At 71.6% G+C, this 26778-nt stretch carries 24 protein-coding genes; 17 read left to right on the top strand and 7 right to left on the bottom strand.

Translation table 11 applies throughout. From position 1 onward, the window contains the following. Positions 1–73: 73 nt before the first annotated feature. The 3 genes from O1G22_RS15290 to O1G22_RS44875 all read left to right on the top strand — a co-directional run bounded on the left by O1G22_RS15290 (position 74) and on the right by O1G22_RS44875 (position 2977). Positions 74–1528: an FAD-dependent monooxygenase gene (locus O1G22_RS15290; RefSeq protein WP_270081859.1), complete on the top strand. Its 1455-nt coding sequence runs from the start codon at positions 74–76 to the stop codon at positions 1526–1528. Between the two features lie 449 nt (positions 1529–1977). Beyond that, positions 1978–2571 carry a TauD/TfdA dioxygenase family protein gene (locus tag O1G22_RS15285; RefSeq protein ID WP_333492483.1) on the top strand — a complete coding sequence of 198 codons (594 nt, stop codon included), beginning with the start codon at positions 1978–1980 and terminating at the stop codon, positions 2569–2571. A 145-nt stretch (positions 2572–2716) separates the two neighbouring features. Beyond that, positions 2717–2977, top strand: a complete 261-nt coding sequence (locus tag O1G22_RS44875; protein ID WP_428986489.1) for a rhodanese-like domain-containing protein — start codon at positions 2717–2719, stop codon at positions 2975–2977. Positions 2978–3027: 50 nt separating this feature from the next. On the opposite strand, the gene argJ is transcribed toward O1G22_RS44875, so the two are convergent. Then, on the bottom strand, positions 3028–4182 hold the full coding sequence (argJ, locus tag O1G22_RS15280; RefSeq protein ID WP_270081858.1) for a bifunctional glutamate N-acetyltransferase/amino-acid acetyltransferase ArgJ: 1155 nt from the start codon (positions 4180–4182) through the stop codon (positions 3028–3030). A 189-nt stretch (positions 4183–4371) separates the two neighbouring features. On the opposite strand from argJ, the gene O1G22_RS15275 reads away from it, so the two are divergent. Genes O1G22_RS15275 through O1G22_RS15265 form a run of 3 tightly spaced genes read left to right on the top strand, consistent with a single transcriptional unit; the run spans position 4372 to position 5903 of the window. Then, positions 4372–5163, top strand: coding sequence for an asparagine synthase-related protein (locus tag O1G22_RS15275; protein WP_270081857.1), 792 nt, complete (start codon positions 4372–4374; stop codon positions 5161–5163). Continuing rightward, positions 5133–5639 (top strand): asparagine synthase-related protein, encoded by a 507-nt coding sequence (locus tag O1G22_RS15270; protein ID WP_270081856.1) that lies wholly within the window; start codon positions 5133–5135, stop codon positions 5637–5639. Before O1G22_RS15275 ends, O1G22_RS15270 begins: the two co-directional genes overlap by 31 nt. Before the next feature lie 39 nt (positions 5640–5678). Beyond that, positions 5679–5903, top strand: a complete 225-nt coding sequence (locus O1G22_RS15265; protein ID WP_270081855.1) for a hypothetical protein — start codon at positions 5679–5681, stop codon at positions 5901–5903. On the opposite strand, the gene O1G22_RS15260 is transcribed toward O1G22_RS15265, so the two are convergent. Further along, positions 5866–7098 (bottom strand): serpin family protein, encoded by a 1233-nt coding sequence (locus O1G22_RS15260; protein WP_270081854.1) that lies wholly within the window; start codon positions 7096–7098, stop codon positions 5866–5868. The genes O1G22_RS15265 and O1G22_RS15260 overlap by 38 nt on opposite strands. 238 nt (positions 7099–7336) lie before the next feature. Between O1G22_RS15260 and O1G22_RS15255 the strand changes: the two genes are divergently transcribed. The 5 genes from O1G22_RS15255 to O1G22_RS15235 all read left to right on the top strand — a co-directional run bounded on the left by O1G22_RS15255 (position 7337) and on the right by O1G22_RS15235 (position 12774). Further along, the gene (locus O1G22_RS15255; protein WP_225098597.1) at positions 7337–8089 is read left to right on the top strand and encodes a GntR family transcriptional regulator; all 753 of its coding nucleotides are present in this window, start codon (positions 7337–7339) and stop codon (positions 8087–8089) included. 457 nt (positions 8090–8546) lie between these two features. Next, the gene (locus O1G22_RS15250; protein WP_270081853.1) at positions 8547–8738 is read left to right on the top strand and encodes an SPOR domain-containing protein; all 192 of its coding nucleotides are present in this window, start codon (positions 8547–8549) and stop codon (positions 8736–8738) included. Positions 8739–8768: 30 nt separating this feature from the next. After that, positions 8769–9212, top strand: coding sequence for a (deoxy)nucleoside triphosphate pyrophosphohydrolase (locus O1G22_RS15245; RefSeq protein ID WP_270081852.1), 444 nt, complete (start codon positions 8769–8771; stop codon positions 9210–9212). A gap of 238 nt (positions 9213–9450) precedes the next feature. Continuing rightward, the gene (locus tag O1G22_RS15240) at positions 9451–9858 is read left to right on the top strand and encodes an ATP-binding protein (RefSeq protein ID WP_270081851.1); all 408 of its coding nucleotides are present in this window, start codon (positions 9451–9453) and stop codon (positions 9856–9858) included. Positions 9859–10152: 294 nt separating this feature from the next. Next, positions 10153–12774 (top strand): SpoIIE family protein phosphatase, encoded by a 2622-nt coding sequence (locus O1G22_RS15235; protein ID WP_270081850.1) that lies wholly within the window; start codon positions 10153–10155, stop codon positions 12772–12774. 58 nt (positions 12775–12832) lie between these two features. Here O1G22_RS15235 and O1G22_RS15230 read toward each other — a convergent pair whose 3' ends face one another. Continuing rightward, positions 12833–14404, bottom strand: a complete 1572-nt coding sequence (locus O1G22_RS15230) for a hypothetical protein (protein WP_270081849.1) — start codon at positions 14402–14404, stop codon at positions 12833–12835. An 80-nt stretch (positions 14405–14484) separates the two neighbouring features. On the opposite strand from O1G22_RS15230, the gene O1G22_RS15225 reads away from it, so the two are divergent. Genes O1G22_RS15225 through O1G22_RS15215 form a run of 3 tightly spaced genes read left to right on the top strand, consistent with a single transcriptional unit; the run spans position 14485 to position 17253 of the window. Continuing rightward, complete coding sequence (locus O1G22_RS15225) at positions 14485–15921, top strand: glycosyl hydrolase family 18 protein (protein ID WP_270081848.1); 1437 nt, start codon at positions 14485–14487, stop codon at positions 15919–15921. A gap of 28 nt (positions 15922–15949) precedes the next feature. Next, positions 15950–16936, top strand: a complete 987-nt coding sequence (locus O1G22_RS15220) for a phosphotransferase (protein ID WP_270081847.1) — start codon at positions 15950–15952, stop codon at positions 16934–16936. A 5-nt stretch (positions 16937–16941) separates the two neighbouring features. Then, positions 16942–17253: a hypothetical protein gene (locus O1G22_RS15215; protein ID WP_270081846.1), complete on the top strand. Its 312-nt coding sequence runs from the start codon at positions 16942–16944 to the stop codon at positions 17251–17253. Here the strand turns inward: O1G22_RS15215 and O1G22_RS15210 are convergent. The 4 genes from O1G22_RS15210 to O1G22_RS15195 all read right to left on the bottom strand — a co-directional run bounded on the left by O1G22_RS15210 (position 17231) and on the right by O1G22_RS15195 (position 21133). Further along, positions 17231–18004 (bottom strand): succinate dehydrogenase/fumarate reductase iron-sulfur subunit, encoded by a 774-nt coding sequence (locus O1G22_RS15210; protein ID WP_270081845.1) that lies wholly within the window; start codon positions 18002–18004, stop codon positions 17231–17233. The two genes, O1G22_RS15215 and O1G22_RS15210, sit on opposite strands and share 23 nt — an antisense overlap. Then, on the bottom strand, positions 18001–19926 hold the full coding sequence (locus O1G22_RS15205) for a fumarate reductase/succinate dehydrogenase flavoprotein subunit (protein WP_270081844.1): 1926 nt from the start codon (positions 19924–19926) through the stop codon (positions 18001–18003). Before O1G22_RS15205 ends, O1G22_RS15210 begins: the two co-directional genes overlap by 4 nt. A gap of 24 nt (positions 19927–19950) precedes the next feature. Then, on the bottom strand, positions 19951–20772 hold the full coding sequence (locus O1G22_RS15200; RefSeq protein ID WP_270081843.1) for a hypothetical protein: 822 nt from the start codon (positions 20770–20772) through the stop codon (positions 19951–19953). A gap of 64 nt (positions 20773–20836) precedes the next feature. Further along, the gene (locus tag O1G22_RS15195; protein WP_270081842.1) at positions 20837–21133 is read right to left on the bottom strand and encodes a hypothetical protein; all 297 of its coding nucleotides are present in this window, start codon (positions 21131–21133) and stop codon (positions 20837–20839) included. A 290-nt stretch (positions 21134–21423) separates the two neighbouring features. On the opposite strand from O1G22_RS15195, the gene O1G22_RS15190 reads away from it, so the two are divergent. The 3 genes from O1G22_RS15190 to O1G22_RS15180 all read left to right on the top strand — a co-directional run bounded on the left by O1G22_RS15190 (position 21424) and on the right by O1G22_RS15180 (position 26770). Continuing rightward, the gene (locus tag O1G22_RS15190; protein ID WP_270081841.1) at positions 21424–23601 is read left to right on the top strand and encodes an ABC transporter family substrate-binding protein; all 2178 of its coding nucleotides are present in this window, start codon (positions 21424–21426) and stop codon (positions 23599–23601) included. Positions 23602–23753: 152 nt separating this feature from the next. After that, a complete protein-coding gene (typA, locus tag O1G22_RS15185; RefSeq protein WP_225098583.1) occupies positions 23754–25661 on the top strand; it encodes a translational GTPase TypA in 1908 nt (635 codons plus the stop codon). Between the two features lie 146 nt (positions 25662–25807). Further along, entirely contained in the window at positions 25808–26770 is a 963-nt protein-coding gene (locus O1G22_RS15180; RefSeq protein ID WP_270081840.1) for an ABC transporter permease, read from the top strand. Positions 26771–26778 lie beyond the last annotated feature (8 nt).

The following is a 26778-nucleotide window of genomic DNA, read 5'->3' as shown; positions in this document are numbered from 1 at the left end:
CGGTTTCTGGCTCTGTCGGCCCGGCAGGTGGACCGTTGCTCCTGTCCTGACCGGCACAACCAGAGGAGAAACCATGGACACGGACGTGCTCATCGTCGGCGCGGGCCCGACCGGAATGACACTGGCCAACGAACTGCTGGTGGCGGGGGTGTCGACCGTGCTGGTCGACAAGCTGCCGCAGCGCAGCGAGTTGTCCAAGGCAGGTGGCATGCAGTCCCGCACGCTGGAGGCACTCGACCAGCGCGGGCTGCTGGAACCGGTGCTGGCAGCCGGAGACCATCCGGTCATCGACGGCCACTTCGCCGGCATACCGCTCCCGGCCCACCTCGCTCGGCACCGCCTGCCGTGGCGCTCCGTGCCGCAGGTGGCGATCGAGGGGTTCTTCGAAGAGCACCTCGCCGCGCGCGGGATCCACGTCCGGCGGGACCACGAATTGGTCGGCCTTGCCCAGGACGCGGACACGGTCACCGCGACCTTCGCCCACGGCGCCACCGTCCACGCCCGATATCTCGTCGCCGCCGACGGCGCTCACAGCACGGTGCGCTCGCTGTTGCGGGTCGGCTTCCCGGGGCGACCGGGCACGTTGACCGTGGTCGCCGCCGACGTGCGGTTGAGCGGCGTCGACCAGTCGGTGTCGCACACCTGGAGCGACGACGGGCACTGGGCGGCACTGTTCCCGCTCGGTACCGATCCGCAGGGCAGGCCGCTGCACAGGCTCGCCCTGGGCGGGCCGGGCCGGTCACTGCCCAGGGAGGTCCCGGTCACCGAGGAGGAGATCCGCGGCGGCCTGCGCAGGGTGTTCGAATCGCGCGTGCATCTGCTCGAACTGCGCTACGCCCGCCGTATCACCAACGCGGCCCGGCAGGTCGAGCAGTACCGGCACGGGCGGGTGTTCCTGGCGGGAGATGCCGCCCACATCCACCTTCCGCTCGGCGCGCAGGGCATGAACACCGGGATGCAGGACGCACTCAATCTCGGCTGGAAACTCGGCGCCGCGGTGCACGGCTGGGCACCGGAGAACCTGCTGGAGACGTATCACACGGAACGGTACCCGGTAGGAGCCGCCGTGCTGCGCAACGTCCAGGCGCAGAGCCTGCTGATGGACTGGGCAGGCACCCGCGACCCTGACGTGGAGGCCCTCAAGGCGATCTTCACGGACATGGTGCGGCTGCCGGAGGTCCAGGACTTTCTCGCCGACACGTTGTCCGGGACGGCGGTCCGCTACCCGATGCCGGACACCAAGACCCACCCGCTCGTCGGCCGGCCTTCGCCGGACATGGACATCCCCGGCTCGGTCCGGCTGCACGAACTGCTACGGTCCGGGCGCGGCGTCCTGCTCGACCCTGCCGACACGTTCGCCAAGGTCGCCGCCCTCTGGTCAGACCGAGTGGATCGCGTGGGTCAGGGCGCCGACACCGAGCCGATGCTCATTCGGCCGGACGGCTACGTGTGCTGGGCCAGCAACCCGGATGGCAGCACACATGACCTGGAACGGGCGCTCGGCTGCTGGTTCGGCGAACCCCGATGAACGCGGGCAGCCGGCCGTCGCGGTGACCGTTCAACGAGCTCGTGGCCGGGCCCGGCCGGGGAAGGAACCCTGTGTCTGAGCCAGGATGTCGGGGCCGATCGCCTCGCCGGTGCACAGTGATCATCGCATACCCCTATATCCCGTTCCGGTACTCTCCGAGGGCCTGCTCTCCGTACGGGGGGCCTGCGGCTGATGCTGAGAGGGCAGCGGGCGGAGCCCGGCCGTACGGTCTGCCAACTGTTGGTGTAGGAGTTGGTTCTCGGCGGTTGCTTGGTGCAGGGCGCCGACGAGGGCTTCGACGTCAGCCTTGAGCCGGGCGATCTCCTCCGCGTCGGCAGCCCGGAGTTCCTTGAGGCGGCGGACCTGTTTGCGCAGGCGCTGTTCGCTGTCGGGGGTGGCGCCGCGGGCGCGGACCTTGTCGTAGAAGTCTCGGCGAGGGCGGCGCCGATCTGCTCAAGCTCAACGCCTCCCGGGACGAGGGGAAGGTCGTCACCGGGCGCGGGCCGCTGCCCATTCACACCGACGGGCTGCTGGTCGGTGAGCGGGTCGACCTGATCATCCTGTACGCCGCCGAGTTCTCCGACGCCCCCGGCTCGGGCAAGACCTACGTCAGCGACCAGCTGACCGCCTGGGCGGAGATGCCCGAGCGGCTGCGCCGGGTTCTCGACGAGCACGAGATCGAGTACCTGGTCACCGAGCGCGGCTACTTCCCGACCGTCCCGGAGGACTGGTACACCATCCCGGCGACCCGGGACTACGGCCGGGTGAAGTCCCTGAACCTGGCCACGGCCTTCCCACCGGACGTCACTCCGCGCTCCTGGGAGGTCAGGGTCAAGGGGAGGGACCCCGAGGAGTCCGACCGGTTCTTCACCGAGCTGGACGCCTTCCTGCGCGCACCGCGCTACGCGCACACCCACCGCTGGCAGGTGGGAAACCTGATGATCACCGGCAACCAGCGGACCCTGCACGGCCGTACGGCCATCAGCCCGGGCGGCACCCGGGTGCTGTTCCGCGGCCGGCTGACCCTGCCGGACGCGGCCTGAGCGCCGTACACCCCGCCGCCCCGACCGTCCGAACCGCCCCGACCGTCCGAAACGACTCGCCCGCACCGGAGCCTGCCATGCACACGTCACTCGCCCCCCGTCGGCCCGTGCCCGCCCTCGACGTCCCGCTGGTCGGCGGCGGCCGCTGGGTCCTCGCCGACCAGCGTCCCGACCGCTTCAGCCTGGTGGTCTTCTACCGCGGGGTGCACTGCCCGAGTGGCCGGACGGGTCCGCCCTGCCGACGCTGCGGCAGGACCGCACCCCGGTCTTCTACTGCCGGACCGGGGTGCGCACGCTCCAGGTCCTGACCGTGGCGCGGGCGGCCGGGTTCACCGGCGCGGTACACCTGGAAGGGGGCGCCGTCGGATGGGCGAACGAGATCGATCCCCGGCTCCCGGTGTACTGAGCGCGCCGCTGCGGCACGGTCCGGGCGGACCGTGCCGCAGCGCGGCCGGCTCAGGTGGTGTAGTCGGCGTTGATCTTCACATAGCCCTCGGTGAGGTCGCAGCCGTAGACGGTGAACGCACCGTCGCCGATGCCGAGGTCCACCCGGATGACCACCTCGTCGCCGGTCAGATACCGTGCGGCCTGCTCCAGCAGCGCGTCGCTCGGCTCCTCCGGGTGCATGGGGAGGTCGTCGAACCAGATCCGTACCCGGGGCGGCTCGATGTCGGTCTCGTCCTCCAGCTTGCCGATGGCCATCGCGACCCGGCCCCAGTTGGGGTCGGCCCCGTGCACGGCCGTCTTCACCAGGGGCGAGTTGACCACGCTCTTGCCGACCCGCTTGGCCTGGGCGTCGTCGCGGGCCCCGGTGACCTGGACCTCGATGAGCTTGCCGGCGCCCTCGCCGTCGGAGGCGATGTCGCGGACGAGGTGCAGGGCGACGGTGTGCAGCGCCTGCTCGAACTCGGCGAGGTCGACGGGACCGGCCAGGCCGTTGGCGAAGATCGCGGCGGTGTCGCTGGTGGAGGTGTCGGTGTCGATGCTCAGGGCGTTGAACGTCCGGTCCATCACCCGGCGGAACAGGGCGTCGAGTTCGGCGGCCGGGATGTCCGCGTCGGTGAAGAAGAAAGTCAGCAGGGTGGCCATGTTCGGTTCGATCATGCCCACGCCCTTGGCGATACCGGCGAGCACGGCGTCACCGACCCGCACGCTGAGGTACTTGGGCCGGGTGTCCGTCGTCATGATGGCCGCGGCCGCCGCCGCGTAGTCCGCCTCCGGGAACGGCCAGGACAGCGCGTCGAGTCCGGCCCGGATGCTCTCCATGGGGTAGGGACGGCCGATCACTCCGGTGGAGCCGATGACCAGCTCCTCGGGGTCGATGCCGGCGATCTCGGCGACCCTGCGGCGCACCTCGGCCGCGTTGGCCGCGCCCGCGCTGCCGGTGGCGACGTTGGCGTTCCGGGAGAGCACGACCATGCCGCGGCTCTGCTGCCGGGGCGCCGCCTCGCGGCTGAGGACGACGCTCGGTCCCGCGAAGCGCGACCGGGTGAACACGGCGGCGGAGCGGGCGGGCACCTCGGAGACGACGGCCGCGAAGTCGTCCTCGACGTCCTTGAGCCCCATGTTCCTGGTCACGCTGCGAAAGCCCTTCGGGGCCGTCATCGGCATGGTTCGCATTCCTTCCCGAGCGGGTGACTGGGTGGGTGAATGAACATTCCGGTCACCGTACATTCAATCAACCTGTCCGGCAATGCATTCCCGGCAAACACCATGCGAAGCGCGGAGTTTGAGCGGTGAAGCGCGATCAGGTCGGTCTGCATAACTATCCAATTATCTCTGAGCTAGGAAGGAGGGTCCGTGTCGGCCATCGACATCGCGACAGCGACCATGACGTGCGAGGTACGTTCCGAGGGCGTCGCCCTGGTGGAGTTCTCGCAGTCGCACGAACAGAATCCGTTCAGCAGGGCGCGCATGCGCGAACTGACCCGGCTGATGCTCGACCTGGACGGCGACGAACGGGTCCGCTGCGTCGTCCTGTACGGCGGCGCGGCCCGCTCCTTCGGCGCCGGCGGCGGCTTCCACGAGGTCTCGGAGTTCTCCGGCGGCGACGAGGCCGACGCCTGGATCGACGACATAACCGACCTGTCCAGCACCATCGCCGGCATCACGAACCTGACCGAGACCCGCGACGAGGCGGACCCGCTCGCCGCGTTCCGGGCTCCGCGCCGCGAGGACCCGCTCGCCGCCGGCGAGGCCCAGATCGAGGCGCTGACCGAGGAGATCCGCCGGATCGACGCGGCCACCCCCGAGGGCACCGGCTACGCCACCCTGCTGTCCGGCGGCATCGACTCCGGCACGGTCACCTACCTCGCCGCCACGTCCGGGCTGTCCGTCACCCCGTACAGCGTGGCCACCCCCTGGGGCGACGAACTCGCCGACGCGGCCGAACTCTGCGCCGAACTCGGCATCGCGCTGGAGCCCGTCGAGCTGGCCGAGGGCCAGATCATCGCCTCCATACCGGAGGCCGTCCGCCGGCTCGGCGGCACCGAGCCCGAGGTCGTCGAAGTCGCCCTGACCGCCACGTCCGTGCAGCGGCTGCGCACATCGCCCCCGAGAAGGTGCTGCTCACCGGCTACGGCAGCGATCTGATCAACGCAGGCCTCTACCGCCCCTTCGACCACCGCGACGAGCTGATCGACCAGTGCCTCACGGCCGTCGACCGCACCCGGCGCAGCAACGAACTGTCCAACCGCATGCCGCTCGCCTACGGCACCACCACCCACCACCCTTTCTGGGCGCGGCCGGTGATGCGGACGGCCCTGGACACCGCGCCGGAGTGCAAGGTGCGCGAGGGCCGGGAGAAGCACCACCTGCGCACGGCCATGGGCACCCGGCTGCCCGAGCCGATCGCCTGGCGCAAGAAGATCGCCGTGCGCCACGGCGGCGGACTCCAGCAGGGCGTGATCCGCCGCCTGGAGCGGGACACGGGCACCGCCGACCGCGAGCGCCTCTACCGCGCCTGTTTCGCCGAACTCCTCGACCGGGCCGCCGAGGGCGCGCTGGAGCCCGCCGACCCCTGGTCCGTGCTGGACGGAGCGGTACGCCGCGTCCGCGGGACGCGCTGACCCCGGCCGCGGCGGGCCGCCGGCGACGGCACCGCGCAGGTGCCCCTCGCCGCGGCCGGCCGCGGGCTCACTTCGACGGGGCCGGCGGGCGGTCCGGGACGCCCTTCGGACGCGTACGCCGCGGTGACCGAGGCCGGCACCGCCGCCGTACGCGTCGAGCGGGCCCTCGCCGCCGAGTTCACCGATGCCGAGCGGGACGCTCTGACCGGGCTGCTCGCCCGCTGTGTCAGCGTCCTGGAGGAACAGCGCCCGGGAAGCTCCTGACGGCTTCCGGCGCCGGGTCCGCGACCCAGCCCGCCATCAGCACCAGCCGGGACTCGCGGTCGACGGCGAGGAAGCCGAAGGGGCGGTCGAACACCGCCCGGACGACCCTCGACTCGTAGCGGTACTGCGGCGGTGCGCTGCCGTACACCTCCGCGACCGCCGTCACCGCCGCCGCCCGGAACCCGAGCGCACCGAACCGGGCCAGCGCCGACTGGCGGGCCTGGCCGACGGCGAGCGGGACATCACTGATCCCGGGAAAGTGGCCGTGGGCCGGGTCCGACGCCGTCACCAGGCCGAAGAGCGGGGCCAGGGACAGGAGGTCGTGGTCGGCACGCACCTCGTACGCCACCGTCCGTACGTCGAGCGACACCGGCTCCGGCGCCAGTGCCGGCTGCTGTTCCACGTACAGGCCGGGGCCGACGTGGCCGTGCGGCAGCGTGCCGCCCGGGGTGAGCGGCAGCGCCCGCTCCACGATGCCCACCCCGGCGGTGAGCACCTGACCGGGAGTCATCCGCTCCTCGCCGAGCACCAGATGGACGTCGACGCCGTTGTCGCCCGGCACCGTCAGCGCCGTCACGAAGCCGTCCGGCGTGCCCGTCACACCCACCCGGTCCGGCCGTGGGCCGCGCCGCCGCAGACCGCGCAGCGTCCGGCCCTGCCAGGGGCCGGCGTCCGGCCGCAGCGGCTGCTCCTCGAAGGGCTGCCGCCAGGTCGTCCGCAGCGCGAGGGCACTGGCCAGCACCATCCGCGCGTCCCGGGTCAGCGTCACCGGCATGCGCTCGACCAGCCCGCCGGTCCGCTCGGCCGCCCAGGCGTCCAGCCGTTCCTGCGCGGTGACCAGGTCGTCGCCGAACACCCCGTACGACCCGGCCGGCAGCCCGGCCCGCCACTCCTCGCGCAGGGGCAGCCCCTGCCGCGTCCAGAGGCCGAGCGCCGCGTCCAGGCCGGGCACCGAGGCGAGCGCCGCCAGCAACTCCCGTGCCGCACCGGCCGCCTGATCCGCCGGCAGGCCGAGGGCCTCGCTCAGCTCCGCCCGCGCCGGGCCCGCCGCGCCGTCGGCCAGAAAGGCCAGCAGGGGCCAGACGCCCGGTGCCGAGAAGACCGTGCCCTCGGCGTCCGGCGTGCTCGCCGTCCACCGCCGGGTGAGCCCGTTCACGGCCTGTACGGCCTGCGCGCCCGCCCGACGCCCCGTCAAGGCTGCTGTCACCGTTCCCCCCGAATCATCACCGCCCTGGCCCAAGGAGCACCGTACCTCTGGGCCGGCCGGACCCCTTGCGGAGGTGTGAGCGCGCCGATATGGGGGAGAAAGTGCCTGGGTAAAGCCCTCCCCCGCGCCATGTCATCACATCGAGTGATTCTCTGGCCTTTGCTTGCGCGGCACAACCCACGGTTGCCACGCTGTTGCTGTCTGTACAACCTGATGGGAGCGGCCAGTGACTTTCGGTGAGCAGCCGGCGTACCTGCGTGTCGCGGGTGATCTCCGCAAGAAGATCGTCGACGGTTCACTGCCGCCCCACACCCGCCTGCCGTCCCAGGCCCGCATCCGCGAGGAGTACGGCGTCTCGGACACGGTCGCGCTGGAGGCCCGCAAGGTGCTGATGGCCGAGGGGCTGGTCGAGGGGCGCTCCGGCTCGGGGACGTATGTGCGCGAGCGGCCGGTGCCCCGGCGGGTGGCCCGCTCCGGCTACCGCCCGGCCTGCGGTGCCACCCCCTTCCGGCAGGAGCAGGCCGACGCCTCCGTGCGCGGCACCTGGGAGTCCAGCAGCGAGCAGACCCAGGCCGGGGCCGCCATCGCCGAGCGGCTCGCGATCCAGGCGGGGGACCGGGTCATGCGCACCAAGTACCTGTTCCGGGAGGGCGGCGAGCCGATGATGCTCTCCACCTCCTGGGAGCCCCTCGCCCTCACCGGCCGTACGCCGGTGATGCTGCCCGAGGAGGGGCCGCTCGGCGGCATGGGCGTGGCCGAGCGCATGCGGGCCATCGACGTCATCGTGGACAACGTCACCGAGGAGGTCGGCGCCCGCCCCGGCCTCGCCGAGGAACTGCATGTGCTCGGCGGCGTCCCCGGCCATGTCGTCCTCGTCATCCAGCGCACGTACTACGCCTCCGGCCGCCCGGTGGAGACCGCCGACGTGGTGATTCCGGCGGACCGGTACCGGGTGGCGTATCACCTGCCGGTGAAGTGACGCCCTGCGCGCCGCCGGACATCTGACGGAGGGTCGGGAATCGGAAGCCTGTCTGTGCGCCCCCTGGAGTGAGGTAGCGCACACCCTCGGTGCTCCGGGCGCCTGGATCTCCGGCCGAGCGTCCGCGTCCGGCCCGCGGCCCAGCGCCGCGATCCGGCCGTTTTCCCAGGTGGTCACGGGTCACTCGGATATGCCTCCGCCGCACGACGACGGCGCTCACTACGGCGCATTCGCACACGTGCGCCCCCGCCGTTCTGGCTGGTTGCGTACCTCTTTGTGAAAAGCCGTGTTCGCTGCGTAAAGGTTGGGCGTACGCTCGGGCATATGCGGATTGCGGTTTCCTTAGGCGTGGCTCGGCGGGGGCCCGGGACGGGGTGGGGGTCCCCCCAGGCGAGCGCAGTCGAGACTGGGGGAAGGTGGGGCGGTGCGGAAGGGAGCGTCGGGGGCGGTGGGAGCCATGAGTGAGGGGACGGTCTCCCTGCCCTGGATCGTGATACGGCAGGACGACAACGGCAATCGCTATCGCGTCGGCCGGTACGCGACACGGGCCGAGGCGCAGAAGATCGCCGACAGCCTCGACGACCGGGGGCACGACCAGCTCTACTGGGTCGAGTGCATCGGCCAGAACGGGGACGGCGCGCGCAACTGACCTACGGCGGCCTCCCGTAGGCTCCGCCTCATGACGTCCCGTACGCCCAGCACGCCGAAGACGCCCGGACCGGACCGGATCGTGGTGGTCGGAGCCGCCCTGCTCGGCGGCGGCCGGCTGCTCGCCGCGCGCCGCAGCGCGCCCGCCGATCTGGCCGGGCGCTGGGAGCTGCCCGGCGGCAAGGTCGAGCCGGGCGAGCGCCCCGAGGACGCCCTGGTGCGCGAGCTGCGCGAGGAACTCGGCGTCGACGCCGAGCCGGTTGAGCGGGTGCCGGGGGAGTGGCCGCTGCGGGAGCCGTACGTCCTGCGTGTGTGGACCGCGCGGCTGCGCCCCGGTTCGCCCGAGCCCCGGCCCCTTGAGGACCATGACGAGCTGCGCTGGCTGACCCCGGACGAGATCTGGGACGTGGCCTGGCTGGACCAGGACGTCCCTGCGGTCCAGGCGGTGGCTGCCCGATCGGGTGGCATGGCGTAGTCCCGTGAGGGGGCGCGGGACCTGGCCGGCACACGGCTGCGCCGCGGGTCGCGACCAGTCGAAACGGACCCGCGGCCGTATCACCCCGGCTCGCGGGCGGGCGGCTCCCCGCACGGAGTGCCTCGTACGCCGTTCGTGCCACTGTGCGCCCCGGCGCACGGTAATGCCTGCCGGATATCGGGTATGTGCCCATTAACCCCATGAAACCGGACATGGGTGAAGCTCGCTGGCCTGGGAAGTGATCGGCGTGATCGACACCGATGGTGACTGCGCCGAGTGGACTTTTCCCGCGGAACCGGGCGCGGTGCGCACCGCACGCGCGGCGGTCCGCGGTCAGTTGCACGGCTGGGACCTCGACTGCGTGGCCGATCTGGCGGCGCTGCTGGTCAGCGAGTTGGTCACCAACTCGCTGCGGCACGCCACCGGCCCCATCGGGGTACGGCTGGTGCGCCCCGCCCAGCTCGGCGCGACGCTGCGGGTGGAGGTCTCCGACCCGCTCCCGGACCCGCCGCGCGAACGCGTCGCCCACGCCGAGGACGAGAGCGGGCGCGGTCTGCAACTGGTCGCCGGCTCCTCGCGCCGCTGGGGCACCCGGCCCGGCACGAGCGGAAAGACCGTCTGGTTCGAACTGGTGGTACCGGAGTGACGAACCGGCGGGGTGAGGGTGACGCGGGAGCATCCGAGGGGGCACGGGGGTGTACATAGGGCGATGGCTCGTCCAACGTGCGCCCCGGGCGCGCCGTCGCCCCCCGGGTGCGTGATTCGACGGCGTGTTCCCTGGTTAGAAGAGTGGAAGTGTTGTCACGGACTGGTCCGAAAAACACCTGGACCATGCTGTGATCGTGAACACCGTGTCGTGCGGCGCCGTAGTGCTGGATACTGCGGGCAGCCGCCCCCGGTGACCGGTGCCGGGCGCGGTGAGCTGGAGGGGACGGTTCGCGTGAGCGAGATACCAGCGAAGGCCACGGAGTCCGAGGACCCGTCGGACGGCGCGAGGGACCAGGCGGACGACGTGCGCAACCCGGCCGCGGTGGCCGCCGCCCACAGTGGTGCGGCGTCCGGCGACGCCATGTGGCAGAGCAGTCCGCCCGGTTCCATCTACGACTACATCCGGGTCGCGTCCTTCTCCATCAGCCCCGGCGGCCTGGTCGACCAGTGGAGCCTGCGGGCCGAGCAGCTCTTCGGCGTCCCCGCCGCACGCGCCGTCGGCATGGACCCCATAGAGGCCTTCGTCGACCCCGATCTGCGCGAGCGCGGCCAGCGCAAGATGGCCGAGATCCTCGACGGGCGCGAGTGGACCGGAGTCGTACCCTTCCGGATGCCCGACGGACCCGACGGCGCGCGCGGTGAGGAGGGGCTGGCCGAGGTCTACGTCATGCCCACCCGGACCGCCGAGGGCGACAAGGCCGCCGTGTGCATCGTCGTCGACGTCCGCACACTGCGCAGCATCGAGACCGACCTCGCCGCCTCGCAGGCCATTTTCGGCCAATCCCCGTTCGGATTCCTGCTGATCGACAGTGATCTGAGGGTCCGTCGGGCCAACGAGAGATTCGCCTCCGTCTTCGGCGGCTCCCCGGACGACCACCGGGGCAAGGGCGTGCACGACTATCTGCAGCGCGGGGAGGCCGAGCGGGTCTCGGCCACCCTGCGCCGGGTGCTGGAGAGCGGACAGTCCATCACCGACATGCATGTCACGGGCTATGTCCCGGACTCGGCAGAGCGCCGGCACTGGTCGGTCAACCTCTACCGCGTGCACGGCGGCAGCGGCCGGCCCATCGGCATCGCCTGGCTCGGCACCGACATCACCGCGCGCCGGGCCGCCGCCCGCGAGGCCGCCGCCGCCCGGCGCAATCTCGCCCTGCTCAACGAGGCCGGGGCCCGCATAGGGAACTCCCTGGACCTGGAGACGACCGCGCGCGAACTCCTCGACGTCGTCGTGCCCGGCTTCTGCGACCTCGCCACCGTCGACCTCTACCAGGGGCTGCTGACCCGCGACGAGACCCCGCCCGGCCGGGCCGACGGCAGCGCCGAGCTGCGCCGCGTGGCCTTCGCCAGCGCCGTCTCCGGTGTGCCCTTCGGGGTCAGCGGCGAACCCGTCGAGGTCGGCGCGGTCCACCACTTCCCCTTCAACTCGCCCTGCGCGGACGCCCTGCGCACCGCCCGGCCGCAAGCCGTGCCGCCGGAGGACGGCGGCCTCGTGCAGTCCACGCTGGCCGTGCCGATGGTCGCCCACGACACCGTCGTAGGCCTCGCGCAGTTCGCCCGGACGAAGGGCAGCGAGCCGTTCGGCGACCGTGACCGGGATCTGGCGGTGGAGTTGGCGGCGCGCGCGGCCGTCTGCATCGACAACGCGCGGCTGTACCGCAGAGAGCACGAGCGGGCGCTGATCCTGCAACGGTCCCTGCTCCCGCCGGGCGACCCCGAGGCCTCCGGGCTGGACATCGCCTGCCGCTATCTGCCCGGCAACGCGGCGACCGAGGTGGGCGGCGACTGGTTCGACGTGATCGAACTGCCCGGTCACCGTACGGCGTTGGTGGTCGGCGACGTGATGGGGCGGGGACTGCGGGCGGCGGTCGCGATGGGTGAACTCCGCACCGCGGTACGGACATTGGCCCTGCTGGACCTCGAACCGGCCGAGGTGCTCTCGGCGCTGGACGAGATCGCCCGGGGGCTCGGTACGCCGGGCGGGGTGCAGGGAGCGACCCGTACGGCCCGCCAGCCCCGGGACGCCGACCTCTCCGAGGTCTACCTGGCGACCTGCGTGTACGCCGTGTACGACTCCGTCACCAGACGCTGTACGTTCGCCAATGCGGGCCATCTGCCGCCGGTGCTGGTCGAGCCCGGCGAGCCTGCGCTCATGCTGGACGTGCCGCCCGGCATGCCGCTCGGCGTGGGCGGCGAGCCGTTCGAGGAAGTCGAGGTGGAACTCCCGGAGGGAGCCCTGCTGGCTCTCTACACGGACGGCCTGGTCGAGTCCCGTGACCATCCGCTGGACGAGGGGCTGCAGGCGTTCGTCGGCGCGCTGACCGATCCCGCCCGGCAGCTGGAGGACGTCTGCGACCACGTCCTCAACACCCTCGACACCCATCACGGCGAGGACGACATCGCGCTGCTGATGGCGCGGGTGCAGGGGCTGCCGGCCGAGTCCGTCGGCGACTGGACGCTGCCGAGGGAGCCGCGCAGTGTGGGGCGGGCTCGGGAGTACGCCCGGGGGCAGCTGCTGAGCTGGGACCTGGAGGCGCTGGTCGACACCACGGAACTGCTGGTCAGCGAGCTGGTCACCAACGCGTTGCGGTACGGCGAGGGGGAGATCCGGCTACGGCTGCTGCTGGACCGGACTCTGGTGTGCGAGGTCTGGGACTCGGGCCTGGTCCAGCCTCGCCGACGACGCGCCCGGGACACGGACGAGGGCGGCCGGGGGTTGCAGCTGGTGGGGTTGCTCAGCGCGGCGTGGGGCTCGCGCCGGACGCCTCGCGGCAAGACGGTGTGGTTCGAACTGCCGTTGCCCGGGGGAGAGTCGCCCCTCACCGACCCGGCGGAGGCGTTGCTGAGCCTCTTCTGACCGACGCCGGCTGACACGGTGCCGGCTGACACGGTGCCGGCGGTCACGGTGTCGGCGGTCACGGGGGCTCGGGTGCGTGGTGGCGGGCTCTTGTCTCCGGGCCGCCGTAGGCTGCCGGGATGTCGGTGCCGGGGGGTTCCGGCAGGAGGATGCCGCCCAGGATCGCGCCCGCCAGGCCCGGGGCGGCGTGGGGGATGTCCGCGTACGGGGTGCCGTGGGTGCGGACGTTCTGTTCGGCTCGGTCCCGGGCTTCGCGGGACGCTGCGTCGGCACGGTCGGCGTCGTGCGCGGCCAGTTCGCGTATTGCTTCCGCCAGGCGCACCCGGGCCTCCGGGCCCACCGCGCCTCGGTGCACCGCTATGAACTCCTCCGCCCCGGACACGGAGTCGCGGGCCACCAGCACAGCCGCCGCGGACACCACGCCCTCGCGGCCGTTCTCCAGCCGCCGTACCGCCCGTGTGATCCGGTGCAGCGCGTCCAGCGGGTCGTACGGGCCCGTCGTCAGCTCCTCCCGTACGGCGGCCAGCACCGTGTCCGCGTGGGCCAGCCGGGCGTGCAGTTCGCCGGGGGGCAGTGGGGTGCCGGCCCCCCGTCGGGCCTTCGCCAGTTCCGCCTCCGCGCCCGTCAGCGTGGCCGGGAGCAGTTCGGCCGCCTGCCGTAGGTCCCTCGCGCGCCGTTCCACCCCGCCGATCAGCACCTCCGCCTGGGACACGGCGCCCTCGGCGGCGCGCAGGTGCCGGGCGGCGCGTCCGTCGTCGGCCGCGTCGGCGGCCTGGCGGGCCTCGTTGAGCCGGGCGGTGGCGAACACCAGCCGGTCCTTGGCCTGTTCGACGTACCCGGTGACCGGGCCGAGCGCCGAGGCTCCGTAGCGCTCGCGCAGCGCGGGCAGCGTGTCCTGCGCGATGATCGTCCGCCCGGTCAGCTCGCGGAAGCGACCCTCGGCGATCTCCAGGGCTCCGTTCAGCCCCGGCCCCGCCAGCCCCCGCAGCAGGTCCAGCTCCGCCGCCACCGAGTCCAGCCGCCGCCCCGCCTCCGCGCACCGGCCGATCACCCCCACCAGCGCCTGCCGTCGGGCCGCCGGATCCCTAGGTGTGCCCTGCTCGTAGCGCCGCCAGATCGCGCACGCGGCCGACAGCTCGGTCTCGGCGGCCCGCAGGGCGTGGGTGAAGACCTCGGTGTCCGTCCGTCCGAACCGCCGCTGGACGAAGGAGAGTTCCTCCCGGCTCGTGCGGACACAGTCGTCGGCCAGCACGAGCGCGGTGCGGGCCTGGCGTTCGAAGTCGGCCGGAGTGGGGGTCGGCGGGGCGGCGGAGACGATCCCCGGGGTCGTACGGGTGCGGGCCCGCCGGGTGCGGCGCAGCCAGCCGTAACCGGCCAGCGCCAGTGCCGCGACACCGGCGAGCAGGGGCAGCACGAGGTCGGCGGTGGACGTGCCGCCCTGCGGTGGCGCGGCGGCGCTCGCGACCGTCCCGGTGGGCGGCGCGGGAACCGGATCTTCGGCCACGACCGTCATCACCGGCAACACCAGCCACCCGACCCCGACCACGACACCCAGCACGGCATGCGCCACCCGCACCCGTATGTGCGCCTTGGCACGCCGGGGTCGGCCCCGGATCAGGGAGGACGTCACATTTCGGAGCGTATGGGCAGGTAGGCCCGGCCGCGAGCGGGACGGATACGGGCGGGGGACGAGGGAAGAGGGGGCAGAAAATGGACAGCGAGCCCGGCCGGCGCGAGCACGTTCCCACGGAGGGGGCCGACGGCGAGGCCCCCTGGAGGGGGCCGACCGCGCCTGACAGCGAGGACGCTGGGCAGACGTCTGCCGCATCCGACGGCGACGCCCCCGGGCATGGGCCGACCCCGCCCGACGTCGAGGACGCTCGGCAGACTCCCACCGAAGGAGCCGACGGCAAGACCCCCCGGCAGGCTCCGGCCCCCTCCGGCGGCGAGGCCCCCTCCGACGGCGAGACCCCCCGGCAGGCGCCGGCCCCCTCCGGCGACGAGGCTCCCTCCGATGGCGAGGCTTCCTCCGACGGCGAAGCCCCCCGGCAGGCGCCGGCCCCCTCCGGCGACGAGGCCCCCTCCGGCGGCGAGGCTCCCTCCGAGGGCGAGGCCCGCGGCGGGCGGGGGAGTGGGGGGAGGACGGTCCGGGGCCGTCTGCTTCGTTATGGTCTCGCCCTCCTCGCGCTCCTGCTCGTGCCCCTCCTCACCGCCGAGACCGCCCTTCGTGTCAACTACACCGGCACCCCCGAGCAGGGCACCACGACCCGTGGCCGGGACGCCGTCTGGCTGGGCCACGCCTGGGTGGACGGCCGGAAGAAGGACCAGGATGTGCGGGAGCTCGCCCAGCGGCTGAAGCGCACCGGCATCCGGGACCTCTACGTCCACTCCGGCCCGCTGGAGGACGACGGCACCCTGCCCGCCTCGGCGTATCCGAGGGCCCGTTGGCTGATATCGGCCGTGCACCGGGAGCTGCCCGGGGTCCGTGTGCAGGCGTGGCTCGGCGACAAGCTGGCCAGCGAGAGCCCCGACGGGATGCGGCTGGAGCGTGCCGCCACCCGCACCGCGATCCTCGCCTCCACCCGCCGCGTCCTCGCCACCGGTTACGACGGCGTCCACTTCGACCTGGAGCCGCTGCACTCCGGCGACCGCCACTATCTCGGTCTCCTGGACCAGCTGCGCACCCTCACCCGTGCCCGGCACGCCCTGCTGTCCGTCGCCGCGCACCAGATCGACCCGCTGCCCGCGTTCCACTCCTTCTGGGGCACGACCACCGGTCACCCCAAGTGGTGGTCGCAGGCCTACTTCGGGCAGGTGGCCCGCCGCGTGGACCAGATCGCCGTCATGTCGTACGACACCATGCAGCCGTTGCAGAGCCTGTACGGCGGCTATGTGGCCCAGCAGACGAGCCTCGCCCTGGAGGTCACCCCGAAGACCACCGACCTCCTCATGGGCCTGCCCTTCTACCACGAGAACCGTTTCGGCCACTGGGCCCACGCGGAGACCGTCCCGGCCGCCGTCCGCGGTGTCCGGCTGGGCCTGTCCCGGACCGACGCCCACCGGGCGCGCTTCGGTGTCGCGCTGTACGTGGACTTCGCGGCGACGGAGGCCGACTGGCGCGCCTACCAGGAAAACTGGGTTCGCTGAGCCGTTCCCCTGCGGAAGACTCGGGCCGGTGACCGAGACACGACAGCCCAGGACCGTCGCCGACCTCACCCCCCTCGCCCGGGCCGCCCTCGGCCGGCACCGCACGCTCAGCGCCGTCACCCGGCTGCGCGGCGGCAGCAAGAAGGGCGTCTACCGGCTCCGCCTCGACGACGGCGGCAGCGCGATCGCCTACCTCTGGACACCCGACGAGGACTACTGGAGCCACTCCGGTGCCGCGCCCGCGGCCGACCCGCGCGACCCGTTCTCGCACGCGAGCGGCCTCGGCCTGTTCACCGCCGCCCACGACCGTCTCGCCGCCGCCGGCGTCCGCACCCCGCGCCTGCTCCACGTGGACCCCGAGGCCCGCGCGGCCGTGGTCGAGGACCTGACCGGCGGCAGCCTGGAGGAGGCGCTGCGCCGGGACCCGGACGCGGCCGCCCCGGCGCTCGACGCGCTCGCCGAGTCCCTGCGCGCGCTGCGCGGCTGCCGCTCCGCCGCCCACGGCAAGGTCGCCGTGACCGCCGCCGGCGGCAGCGCGTACGGCGACTCCTGCGCCCGGCTCGTCGCCGACCGCGCCCTGTCCGACATCGCCGAGACCGCCGTACGCGATCCGCGCGTGGCCGCCGCCCAGGAGCGGCTGGAGGATGCCGTGCGCTCCCTCGCCGCCGAGGCGCGGCCGCGTGCCGAGCACGTCCTCGTGCACGGTGAACTCGGGCCGGACCACGTCCTGCTGGACGCCGACGGCCGGCCCGCCCTGATCGACATCGAAGGGCTGATGTACTTCGACGCCGAGTGGGAGCACGCCTTCCTGCGGATGCGCTTCGGGCCGCACTACGCCGCCCTGCGCGCCGACGGCCTGGACGAGGACCGGCTGCGGCTGTACCGGCTGGCGCTGCACCTGAACCTCGTCGCCGGGCCGCTCCGGCTACTTCAAGGGGACTTTCCCTTTGCCGAATCCATGCGCGAAATTGCGGAGCACAATCTGGCGCAGGCGCTGGACCTGGTGAAACTCTGACCGCCATGCACATGGTCTTGGTGGTGGCCGCCACCGTCCTCTTCGGCCTCCTCGCCGCCGCGGGCGTCGCGAGCCTCACGACCGGCTGGGTCGCGCCCTGGGGCCGCGCGCGGGTCCTGCGCCCGAAGCTGTGGGGCTACGGCTGCCTCCTCGGGGCCGCCGGCTGGGCGGTGTTCATCTATCTGGGCCCGCTCGCCGGCGGTCACAACCTCCTGGCCTGGCTCGGCTGGCTCGGCATCATGGCCGCGCTGCGCCTGCGGGTGCTGTCCGAGCGCCCCGGCCGCGACAGCGCCGCTACGACGACGACCTCCTCCTGATCTTCGAGCCCAGCCACACCAGCGGGTCGTACTTGCGGTCGACCGCCCGCTCCTTCAGGGGGATCAGGGCGTTGTCGGTGATGTGGATGTCCTCCGGGCACACCTCCGTGCAGCACTTGGTGATGTTGCAGTAGCCGAGGCCGTGCTCGTCCTGGGCCGTGCTCTTGCGGTCCAGGCCGGTCTCGGCGGCCGCGTCCAGCGGGTGCATGTCGAGTTCGGCGACGCGCATCAGATAGCGCGGGCCGGCGAACGCGGCCTTGTTCTCCTCGTGGTCGCGCACCACATGGCAGGTGCCCTGGCACAGGAAGCACTCGATGCACTTGCGGAACTCCTGCGCGCGGTCCACGTCCTCCTGCATCATCCGGTACTCGCCGGGGCCGAGGCCGGCCGGCGGCACGAAGGCGGGGATCTCGCGCGCCTTCTGGTAGTTGAAGCCGACGTCCGTCACCAGATCGCGGATCACCGGGAACGCGCGCAGGGGGGTCACCGTGATCGTCTCGTCGCGGGTGAACACCGACATGCGCGTCATGCACATCAGGCGCGGCCGGCCGTTGATCTCCGCCGAGCACGAACCGCACTTGCCCGCCTTGCAGTTCCAGCGCACGGCCAGGTCGGGGGCCTGGGTGGCCTGGAGGCGGTGGATGATGTCCAGCACCACCTCGCCGTCGTTGACCTCGACCGCGAAGTCCTCCAGGCCGCCGCCCCCGGCGTCGCCCCGCCACACCTTGAAGCGGGCCTCGTAGCTGCTCACTCGTACAGCTCCTCTTCGGCGAGGTACTTGACCAGCTCCTCCTTCTCGAAGAGGGCGAGCAGGTCCGGGCGGATGGGATCGGTGGTCTCGCGGGTCAGCCGGATCTGGCCCCGGGCGGGGTCCGTCGCCGCCAGGCCGCCGGAGGGGTCGGCGAGCGCGCACAGCAGGTTCACATTGCGCCAGGAGCGCTCCATCGTCGGACAGTCCTCGCGGGTGTGCCCGCCGCGCGACTCGGTGCGCTCCAGCGCCGCCCGGGCCACACACTCGCTGACCAGCAGCATGTTCCTCAGGTCCAGGGCGAGATGCCAGCCCGGGTTGAACTGGCGGTGCCCCTCCACACCGGCCCGGCGGGCGCGCACCCGCAGCTCCGCGAGCTTCTCCAGGGCCTGCTCCATCTCGCCCTCGCGGCGGATGATGCCGACCAGGTCGTTCATGGTCTGCTGGAGTTCCTGGTGCAGGGTGTACGGGTTCTCCGGCGGGCCCGCCTCGCCCTCCGCCTCCGCGGAGAAGGGGCGCAGGGCTTCCGCGGACGCCGCGTCGACCTGGGCGTCGTCGACCGGCGGCCGCGGGTGCGCCTGGGCGTACTCGGCCGCGTGCCAGCCCGCCCGGCGCCCGAAGACCAGCAGGTCGGAGAGGGAGTTGCCGCCGAGCCGGTTGGAGCCGTGCATGCCGCCGGCCACCTCACCGGCCGCGAACAGCCCCGGCACGCCGCGCGCCGCCGCCGTGTCCGAGTCGACCGCGATGCCGCCCATCACGTAGTGGCAGGTCGGGCCGACCTCCATCGCCTCGGCCGTGATGTCGACGTCCGCCAGCTCCTTGAACTGGTGGTACATGGACGGCAGCCGGCGCCGGATCACCTCGGCCGGCATCCGCGTGGACACGTCCAGGAAGACCCCGCCGTGCGGCGAGCCGCGGCCCGCCTTCACCTCGGCGTTGATCGCGCGGGCCACCTCGTCGCGGGGGAGCAGCTCCGGTGGGCGGCGGTTGTGGTCCGGGTCCTCGTACCAGCGGTCACCCTCCTCCTCCGACTCGGCGTACTTCTCCTTGAAGACGTCCGGGATGTAGTCGAACATGAACCGCTTGCCGTCGGAGTTCCGGAGCACCCCGCCGTCACCGCGCACCGACTCGGTGACGAGGATGCCCTTCACCGACGGCGGCCAGACCATGCCGGTCGGGTGGAACTGCACGAACTCCATGTTCAGCAGGGGCGCGCCCGCGAGCAGCGCCAGCGCGTGCCCGTCGCCCGTGTACTCCCACGAGTTCGACGTCACCTTGAAGGACTTGCCGATGCCGCCGGTCGCGACCACGACCGCGGGGGCCTCCAGGACGAAGAAGCGGCCGGTCTCCCGGTCGTAGGCGAAAACACCTGAAACGCGATCCCCGTCCTTGAGAATCCTCGTGACCGTGCACTCCTGGAAGACCTTCAGCCGGGACTCGTAGTCCCCGGTCTCCTTGAAGTCCTCCTGCTGCAGGGCGACGATCTTCTGCTGGAGCGTGCGGATCAGCTCCAGGCCCGTACGGTCGCCGACGTGGGCGAGGCGCGGGTACTCGTGGCCGCCGAAGTTGCGCTGCGAGATCCGGCCGTCCTTCGTACGGTCGAACAGCGCGCCCCAGGTCTCCAGCTCCCAGACCCGGTCCGGGGCCTCCTGCGCGTGCAGCTCGGCCATCCGCCACTGGTTGAGGAACTTGCCGCCGCGCATGGTGTCGCGGAAGTGGACCTGCCAGTTGTCGTGCTCGTTGACGTTGGCCATCGCCGCCGCGATGCCGCCCTCGGCCATCACCGTGTGCGCCTTGCCGAACAGCGACTTGCAGATCACCGCCGTACGGGCGCCCCGCTCGCGCGCCTCGATCGCGGCCCGCAGCCCGGCGCCGCCGGCACCGACCACGACGACGTCCCACTCCTGCCGGTCCACCACGGACATCAGTTCAGTCCCTCACTGGAAGCTCTAGAAGAAGCGCGGGTCGGCGAAGACCCCGGACGCGACGAGATAGACGTAGAAGTCGGCGAGCCACACGCTGAACAGCGACGCCCACGCCAGTTGCATGTGCCGGCCGTTGAGCCGGCCGACGTAACTCCATGCCCGGTAGCGCACCGGGTGCTTGGAGAAGTGCTTGAGCTTGCCGCCGACGATGTGCCGGCACGAGTGGCAGGAGATCGTGTACGCCCAGATCAGCACGATGTTGACCAGGAAGACCAGGGTGCCGAGGCCCATGTGGCCCCAGCGGTAGTGGGTGTCCCGGAAGGCCAGCACGGTGTCGTAGGTGAGCACGCCGGCGACCAGCACGGCGGCGTAGAAGAAGTACCGGTGGACGTTCTGCAGGATCAGCGGGAAGCGGGTCTCGCCGGTGTACTTCTTGTGCGGCTCGGCGACGGCGCAGGCGGGCGGGGACGCCCAGAAGCTGCGGTAGTACGCCTTGCGGTAGTAGTAGCAGGTCAGCCGGAAGCCGAGCGGGAAGATCAGGATGATGATGGCGGGGGACAGACCCCACCAGCTCCCGAAGACGTCGGCGTTCGGACCCGCGTGCATGGTCCGGCAGTTCTGTGCCAGACAGGGCGAGTAGAACGGCGAGACGTACGGCGCCGCGTAGTAGTCCGCGTTCGCGAAGCCCCGCCAGGCGGAGTACACGACGAAGGCGAGCAGGCCGGCCGCGGTGGCGGCGGGCGCCAGCCACCAGCGGTCGGTCCGCAGATGCGGCGCGTCGATCGCGGCGCGCGCAGCCGTCCGTACGCCGCCGCTGTTCTGTTGGGGGTCGGTACCAGTGGCCAAGGCGGGGCTCCGCTTCTATGGCTCTTTTACGGCTCTTCCGTGGCTCTTGCTGCGGCTCAGGGGGTCAGGGCGCGTGCCGGTCGCGGGCGCCCAGGCCTTCGTCGTCCGTGTCCGTCCACAGGCTGAAGTCGTAGGGCTTGTCGGAGATGGTGACGAGGTCGGGCCGGCGCGGCTCGGTCCGGGTGTCGGTGTCGGCCGCCTCCCGGAGCAGCCGGAGGCTCTCGCGCAGATGGTCGGCGTCCACGCGGACCCGGCGCATCTCCAGGCCGCCGCTGCCGAGCTGGTGCTCCAGGCGCCCCAGCGACCGGTCGAGTTCGTCGAGAGAGCGCTGGACCGAGGTGATGTCGTCGTGCACGGACATGACGTGTCCTCACTTCCACGGGTCCGGCGTGCCGGGGCGGCACCGTTCATGCGCCTTGGAGTGTTGCGCGTCACACCTGCCGATGTGAAGGCATGTGCAGCGATTGGCGGAGGCGTACGGATGCATCTTCCGGTCGTATTGCGCCGAACGGGTGAGGTTACCGCCCGTCGTCGCCGTGTCGCCCGCTGTGGCCGGATCCTTTCCTCTTCAGTGGGCCGCATTAGATCTGATCAGCTCCAAATACCGCCAAAGGTGATCATATCGCTCGCGGCTTCCCGGAGGTAGCAGAGATGTCCCACGACGGAGTCGGGCCGCGCGCCGTCATGCGATCGGTCGCCTTTCTGGCCGCGGGCGCGCTCGCGGTGCCGTTCCTCGCCGGGTGCGGCTCCGACGAGGAAGAGGTCGCGAAGCCCCTCGCCGGGCAGGACATCGCTCCGGTCGCCCGGGACCGGATCGCCGACGGCGGCACGCTGAAGTGGGCCGTCGACGCCGTCCCCGAGACCCTGAACACCTTCCAGGCCGACGCCGACGCCGGCACCAACCGGATCGCCCAGGCCGTGCTGCCCTCCATGTTCCGGCTCGACGCCACCGGCCGGCCGGTGCCCGACCCGGCCTACCTGGAGTCGGCCAAGGTCATCGAGACCGAGCCGCGCCAGGTCGTGCTGTACAAGCTGAACCAGCAGGCCGTGTGGAGCGACGGCCGGGAGATCGGCGCCGCCGACTTCGTCGCCCAGTGGCGCGCCCTGTCCGGCAAGGACAGCGCCTACTGGACCGCCCGCAACGCCGGCTACGACCGCATCGACAGGATCGAGCGCGGCGCCAGCGACCTCCAGGTCCGGGTCACCTTCTCCCGCCCCTACGCCGACTGGAAGTCGCTGTTCTCGCCGCTGTACCCGAAGGACGTCACGGGCACCCCGGACGCCTTCAACGACGGCGCCCGGCGCAAGCTGAAGGTCACCGCCGGACCCTTCACGGTGGACAAGGTCGACACCGCCCAGAAGGACGTCGTCCTCACCCGCAACCCGCGCTGGTGGGGCCGGCCCGCCAAGCTGTCCCAGATCGAGCTGCACGCCGTACCCCGCGACAAGCGGGCCGCCGCGCTCGCCGACGGCAGCGTGGACCTCGCCGACATCGACCCCGCCGAGGCCCGGCGGATCGGGCTCGCCGCGCACGGCGGTGCGAACCCGCTGCGGGGCTCCGGCAAGACCTCCGTGAAGAAGCTGCGCTCCTGGGCGCTGGCGCACGGCTTGGACTCGGACGAGGCCGAGTCGGATCAGACGGAGCTGCGCAAGGCCATCGCCGGCTACCTGGACGAGCAGCAGGCGCTGCGCGGCTTCGAGGTCCGCAAGTCGCTGGAGCCCGCCTACACCCAGCTGGCCCTCAACGGCTCCGAGGGCCCGCTGGCCGACGAGCGGGTCCGCCGGGCCGTCGCCCGCGCCCTGGACCGCACGGCGCTGGCCAAGCTGGTGCTCACCCCGCTGGGCCTGCCCGCGATCCCGGTCGGCAGCCATCTCGCCCTGTCCGGGCAGCCCGACTACGCCGACGGCAGCGGCGCGATCGGCGTGATGGACACCAAGGAGGCGGCAGCGCTGCTCGCCGACGCCGGCTGGGTGTCCGGGGGGCCGGTCAAGGAGCCGAAGAAGGGCGACAAGGCGGCCGGTCCCGAGAGCGACAAGGGCGACAAGAAAGACAAGGGTGACAAGGAGAAGCCGTCCGACGGGGGCAGGGACGGGCAGTACATCGTCGGCGAGGACGACAAGGGCGATGACAGCAAGGGTGGCGACCGGGGCGACGGCGCCGACCGGCATCTCGCGCAGGAGGGCAGGCACGGGGGCGCGGCCGGGGCGTACGCCCCCCAGGGCACGGCCGCCCCGGGCGCCGCGCCGGCCGCACCGCTCGCCAAGGACGGCAAGGCGCTCACGCTGCGCTTCGTGCTCCCCTCCGGGCCCGGCTCCGAGACGCTGAACACCGTCGCCGAGCGGATCTCCGCGATGCTGGAGCAGGTCGGCATCCGGACGACGATCAGCAAGGTCCCGGACGACAGTTACTTCAAGGACCACATCGCCTCCGGCGACTACGACCTCGCGCTGTACTCGTGGCCCTCGTCGGCCTTCCCGGCGACGGACGCCCGGCCGGTCTACGCCAAACCGGCGCCGGCCGCCGACGGGTCGGTGAACGTCGAGCAGAACTACACGCGGGTCGGCACGGACCAGGTGGACCAGCTCTTCGACCAGGCCGCGGCGACCCTGGACGAGGGCGAGGAGCGGGACCTGATCAGGAAGGCGGACGCCCGGATCTGGGCAGCCGCCGGATCGATTCCGCTGTATCAGCGGCCGCAGCTGGTGGGGGCGCGGCGGGATCTCGTCAACGCCGGGGCGTTCGGTTTCCAGACGCCGGTCTTCGAGGACATGGGCTATCTGAAGAAGGGCGCGAAAGGTGCCCCGAGTCCCATCAGTCCCACGAAATGACCTCCATGGAGATCATCACAGAGCCCTGAGGAAGCCGACTTCCTCAGGGCCCCGTACGATGGGGTAAGGCCGTGGCGTGTCAAGCCCGGCAGGGCCCGCGTAACGCAGACGTACGCGCAGGCTTTCCTCACACTCCGGGAGTACGGCAACTTATGGCCACGCGCCACGACATCCGCAACGTCGCCATCGTCGCCCACGTCGACCATGGCAAGACCACCATCGTCGACGGCATGCTGAAGCAGGCCGGCGCGTTCGCCGCCCACCAGCTCGACCAGGTCGACGACCGGGTGATGGACTCGAACGACCTGGAGCGTGAGAAGGGCATCACGATCCTCGCCAAGAACACGGCGGTGAAGTACCACCCCAAGGACGGCGGGGAACCGATCACCATCAACATCATCGACACCCCCGGCCACGCCGACTTCGGTGGCGAGGTCGAGCGCGGTCTGTCGATGGTCGACGGCGTCGTGCTGCTGGTGGACGCCTCCGAGGGCCCGCTGCCGCAGACCCGTTTCGTGCTGCGCAAGGCTCTCCAGCAGCGCCTGCCCGTCATCCTGTGCATCAACAAGACGGACCGCCCGGACTCCCGGATCGACGAGGTCGTCAACGAGACCTACGACCTCTTCCTCGACCTGGACGCCGACGAGGAGCAGATCGAGTTCCCGATCGTCTACGCCTGCGGCCGTGACGGCATCGCCTCGCTGACCAAGCCGGACGACGGCACGGTCCCGGCCGACAGCGACAGCCTGGAGCCGTTCTTCTCCACGATCCTGGAGCACATCCCGGCCCCGACGTACGACGAGGACGCGCCGCTCCAGGCCCACGTCACCAACCTCGACGCCGACAACTTCCTCGGCCGTATCGCGCTGCTCCGCGTGGAGCAGGGCGAGCTGCGCAAGGGCCAGACGGTCGCCTGGATCAAGCGCGACGGCTCCATCAGCAACGTGCGCATCTCCGAGCTGATGATGACCGAGGCGCTCACCCGCAAGCCCGCCGAGAAGGCCGGCCCGGGTGACATCTGCGCGGTCGCCGGTATCCCCGACATCATGATCGGTGAGACGCTCGCGGACACCGAGAACCCCGTCCCGCTGCCGCTGATCACGGTGGACGAGCCGGCGATCTCCATGGTCATCGGTACGAACACCTCGCCGCTGGTCGGCCGTGGCGGCACCGGCAAGGGCGCCGACGCGAAGGCGGCCGTGAAGGACCGCAAGGTCACCGCCCGCCAGGTGAAGGACCGCCTGGACCGCGAGCTGATCGGTAACGTCTCGCTGCGCGTGCTGGAGACCGACCGCCCGGACGCCTGGGAGGTGCAGGGCCGTGGTGAGCTGGCGCTCGCGATTCTCGTCGAGACCATGCGCCGGGAGGGCTACGAGCTGACCGTCGGCAAGCCGCAGGTCGTCACCAAGGACGTCGACGGCAAGGTCTACGAGCCGGTCGAGCGCATGACGATCGACGTGCCCGAGGAGCACATGGGTGCGGTCACGCAGCTCATGGGTGTCCGCAAGGGCCGTATGGACAACATGTCCAACCACGGCTCGGGCTGGGTCCGCATGGAGTTCGTGGTTCCGTCCCGCGGTCTGATCGGTTTCCGGACCGAGTTCCTGACCCAGACCCGCGGCACGGGCATCGGCCACTCGATCCACGAGGGCCACGAGCCGTGGTTCGGCACCCTGCAGACCCGTAACAACGGCTCGCTGGTCGCCGACCGCGCCGGTGCCGTCACCGCGTTCGCGATGACGAACCTCCAGGAGCGCGGTGTGCTCTTCGTGGAGCCGGGCACCGAGGTGTACGAGGGCATGATCGTCGGCGAGAACTCCCGCTCCGACGACATGGACGTCAACATCACCAAGGAGAAGAAGCTCACCAACATGCGGTCCTCGACGGCCGACGTGGCCGAGTCGATCGTGCCGCCGCGCAAGCTGTCGCTGGAGCAGTCGCTGGAGTTCTGCCGTGACGACGAGTGCGTCGAGGTGACCCCGGAGGCCGTTCGCATCCGCAAGGTGAACCTGGACCAGCGTGAGCGGGCCCGCGCCGCGAGCCGCGCCAAGCACGGCTGAGCCAAGCCGAGTTGAGCCCGGGCACCCCCCAGGAAGGGGGGTGCCCGGGCTTTTTGCAACCCGGTTTCGGGGGTAGTTTGCGGTCAGCGCTCGGGTCATTGGGTGAACACGTGGAGTCACATTCCTACTGGTGAAGTGGGCGATCCGTGACAAATCCTGGCAAGATCGAGGGGCGGTCACCTGGCCGGCTCGTCTGGCTGCGCTTCAGACGCGACCGCACGGGTGTGATCTCGGCCTACGTCGTGGGCTTCTTCTTCCTGATTGGCCTGCTCGCCCCCCTGATCTCCACGCTCTACGGCAAGAACCCGTACACGGTGTACGCGGACGAACGCCCGGAACTCTTCGACAGCGCCGGTGTGCCGGTGAAGCCCAACGGCGGTATCAGCGGGGAGTTCTGGTTCGGCCTCGAACCCGGCAACGGCTACGACGTCTTCACCAAGCTGATCTACGGCATCCGCACCTCGCTGATGATCTCGGTCGCGGTCACCCTCGCCGTCGTCGTCACCGGCATCCTGCTCGGGGTCGCGGCCGGCTATCTCGGCGGCAGGACCGACTACTTCATCGGCCGGGTCATCGACTTCCTGCTCGCCTTCCCGGCCCAGCTGTTCTTCATCGCCAGCATGCCGGTCGTCGTCTCCCTGTTCGTCAGCCCCCGTGACGAGACCCCCACCTACGTCCGGGTGCTCGCCCTGATCCTGGTCCAGTGGTTCCTGGGCTGGATGGGCCTCGGCCGCATTCTGCGCGGCACCTCACTCGCCCTGCGGGAGCGGGAGTTCATCGAGGCGGCCAAGGTCAGCGGCGCCTCGCCGTGGCGGATCATCAGCAAGGAGATCCTGCCGAACCTCGTGACCCCGCTGCTGGTGCAGGGGACGTATCTGCTGCCCAACTTCGTGACCGCCGAGGCGGCTCTGTCCTATCTCGGCGTGGGCATCGTCGAACCCACGCCGGACTGGGGGCAGATGTTCGCCAAGGCGTCCACCCAGCTGGTGATGGAGAACGACATCACCTACATGTTCTTCCCCGGCGTCTCGATGATCATCTTCGTCGTCGCGTTCAACCTCCTCGGGGACTCGGTCAGGGACGCCTTCGATCCCAAGACCGCGCGCTGACCTGGCAC

Source organism: Streptomyces camelliae, assembly GCF_027625935.1.
GTDB classification, from domain to species: Bacteria; Actinomycetota; Actinomycetes; order Streptomycetales; family Streptomycetaceae; genus Streptomyces; species Streptomyces camelliae.
Note: the sequence above shows the minus strand (reverse complement) of the source record. Positions and strands in the feature narration are given on the sequence as shown.

Bases quoted from the DNA above. Each gene is read 5' to 3' on its own strand.
- O1G22_RS15195 (WP_270081842.1), bottom strand. From the start codon at position 21,133: ATGTCCGTGCACGACGACATCACCTCGGTCCAGCGCTCTCTCGACGAA.
- O1G22_RS15215 (WP_270081846.1), top strand. From the start codon at position 16,942: ATGCACATGGTCTTGGTGGTGGCCGCCACCGTCCTCTTCGGCCTCCTC.
- O1G22_RS15245 (WP_270081852.1), top strand. From the start codon at position 8,769: ATGACGTCCCGTACGCCCAGCACGCCGAAGACGCCCGGACCGGACCGG.
- argJ (WP_270081858.1), bottom strand. From the start codon at position 4,182: ATGCCGATGACGGCCCCGAAGGGCTTTCGCAGCGTGACCAGGAACATG.
- typA (WP_225098583.1), top strand. From the start codon at position 23,754: ATGGCCACGCGCCACGACATCCGCAACGTCGCCATCGTCGCCCACGTC.
- O1G22_RS15250 (WP_270081853.1), top strand. From the start codon at position 8,547: ATGAGTGAGGGGACGGTCTCCCTGCCCTGGATCGTGATACGGCAGGAC.
- O1G22_RS15205 (WP_270081844.1), bottom strand. From the start codon at position 19,926: ATGTCCGTGGTGGACCGGCAGGAGTGGGACGTCGTCGTGGTCGGTGCC.
- O1G22_RS15290 (WP_270081859.1), top strand. From the start codon at position 74: ATGGACACGGACGTGCTCATCGTCGGCGCGGGCCCGACCGGAATGACA.
- O1G22_RS15225 (WP_270081848.1), top strand. From the start codon at position 14,485: ATGGACAGCGAGCCCGGCCGGCGCGAGCACGTTCCCACGGAGGGGGCC.
- O1G22_RS15190 (WP_270081841.1), top strand. From the start codon at position 21,424: ATGTCCCACGACGGAGTCGGGCCGCGCGCCGTCATGCGATCGGTCGCC.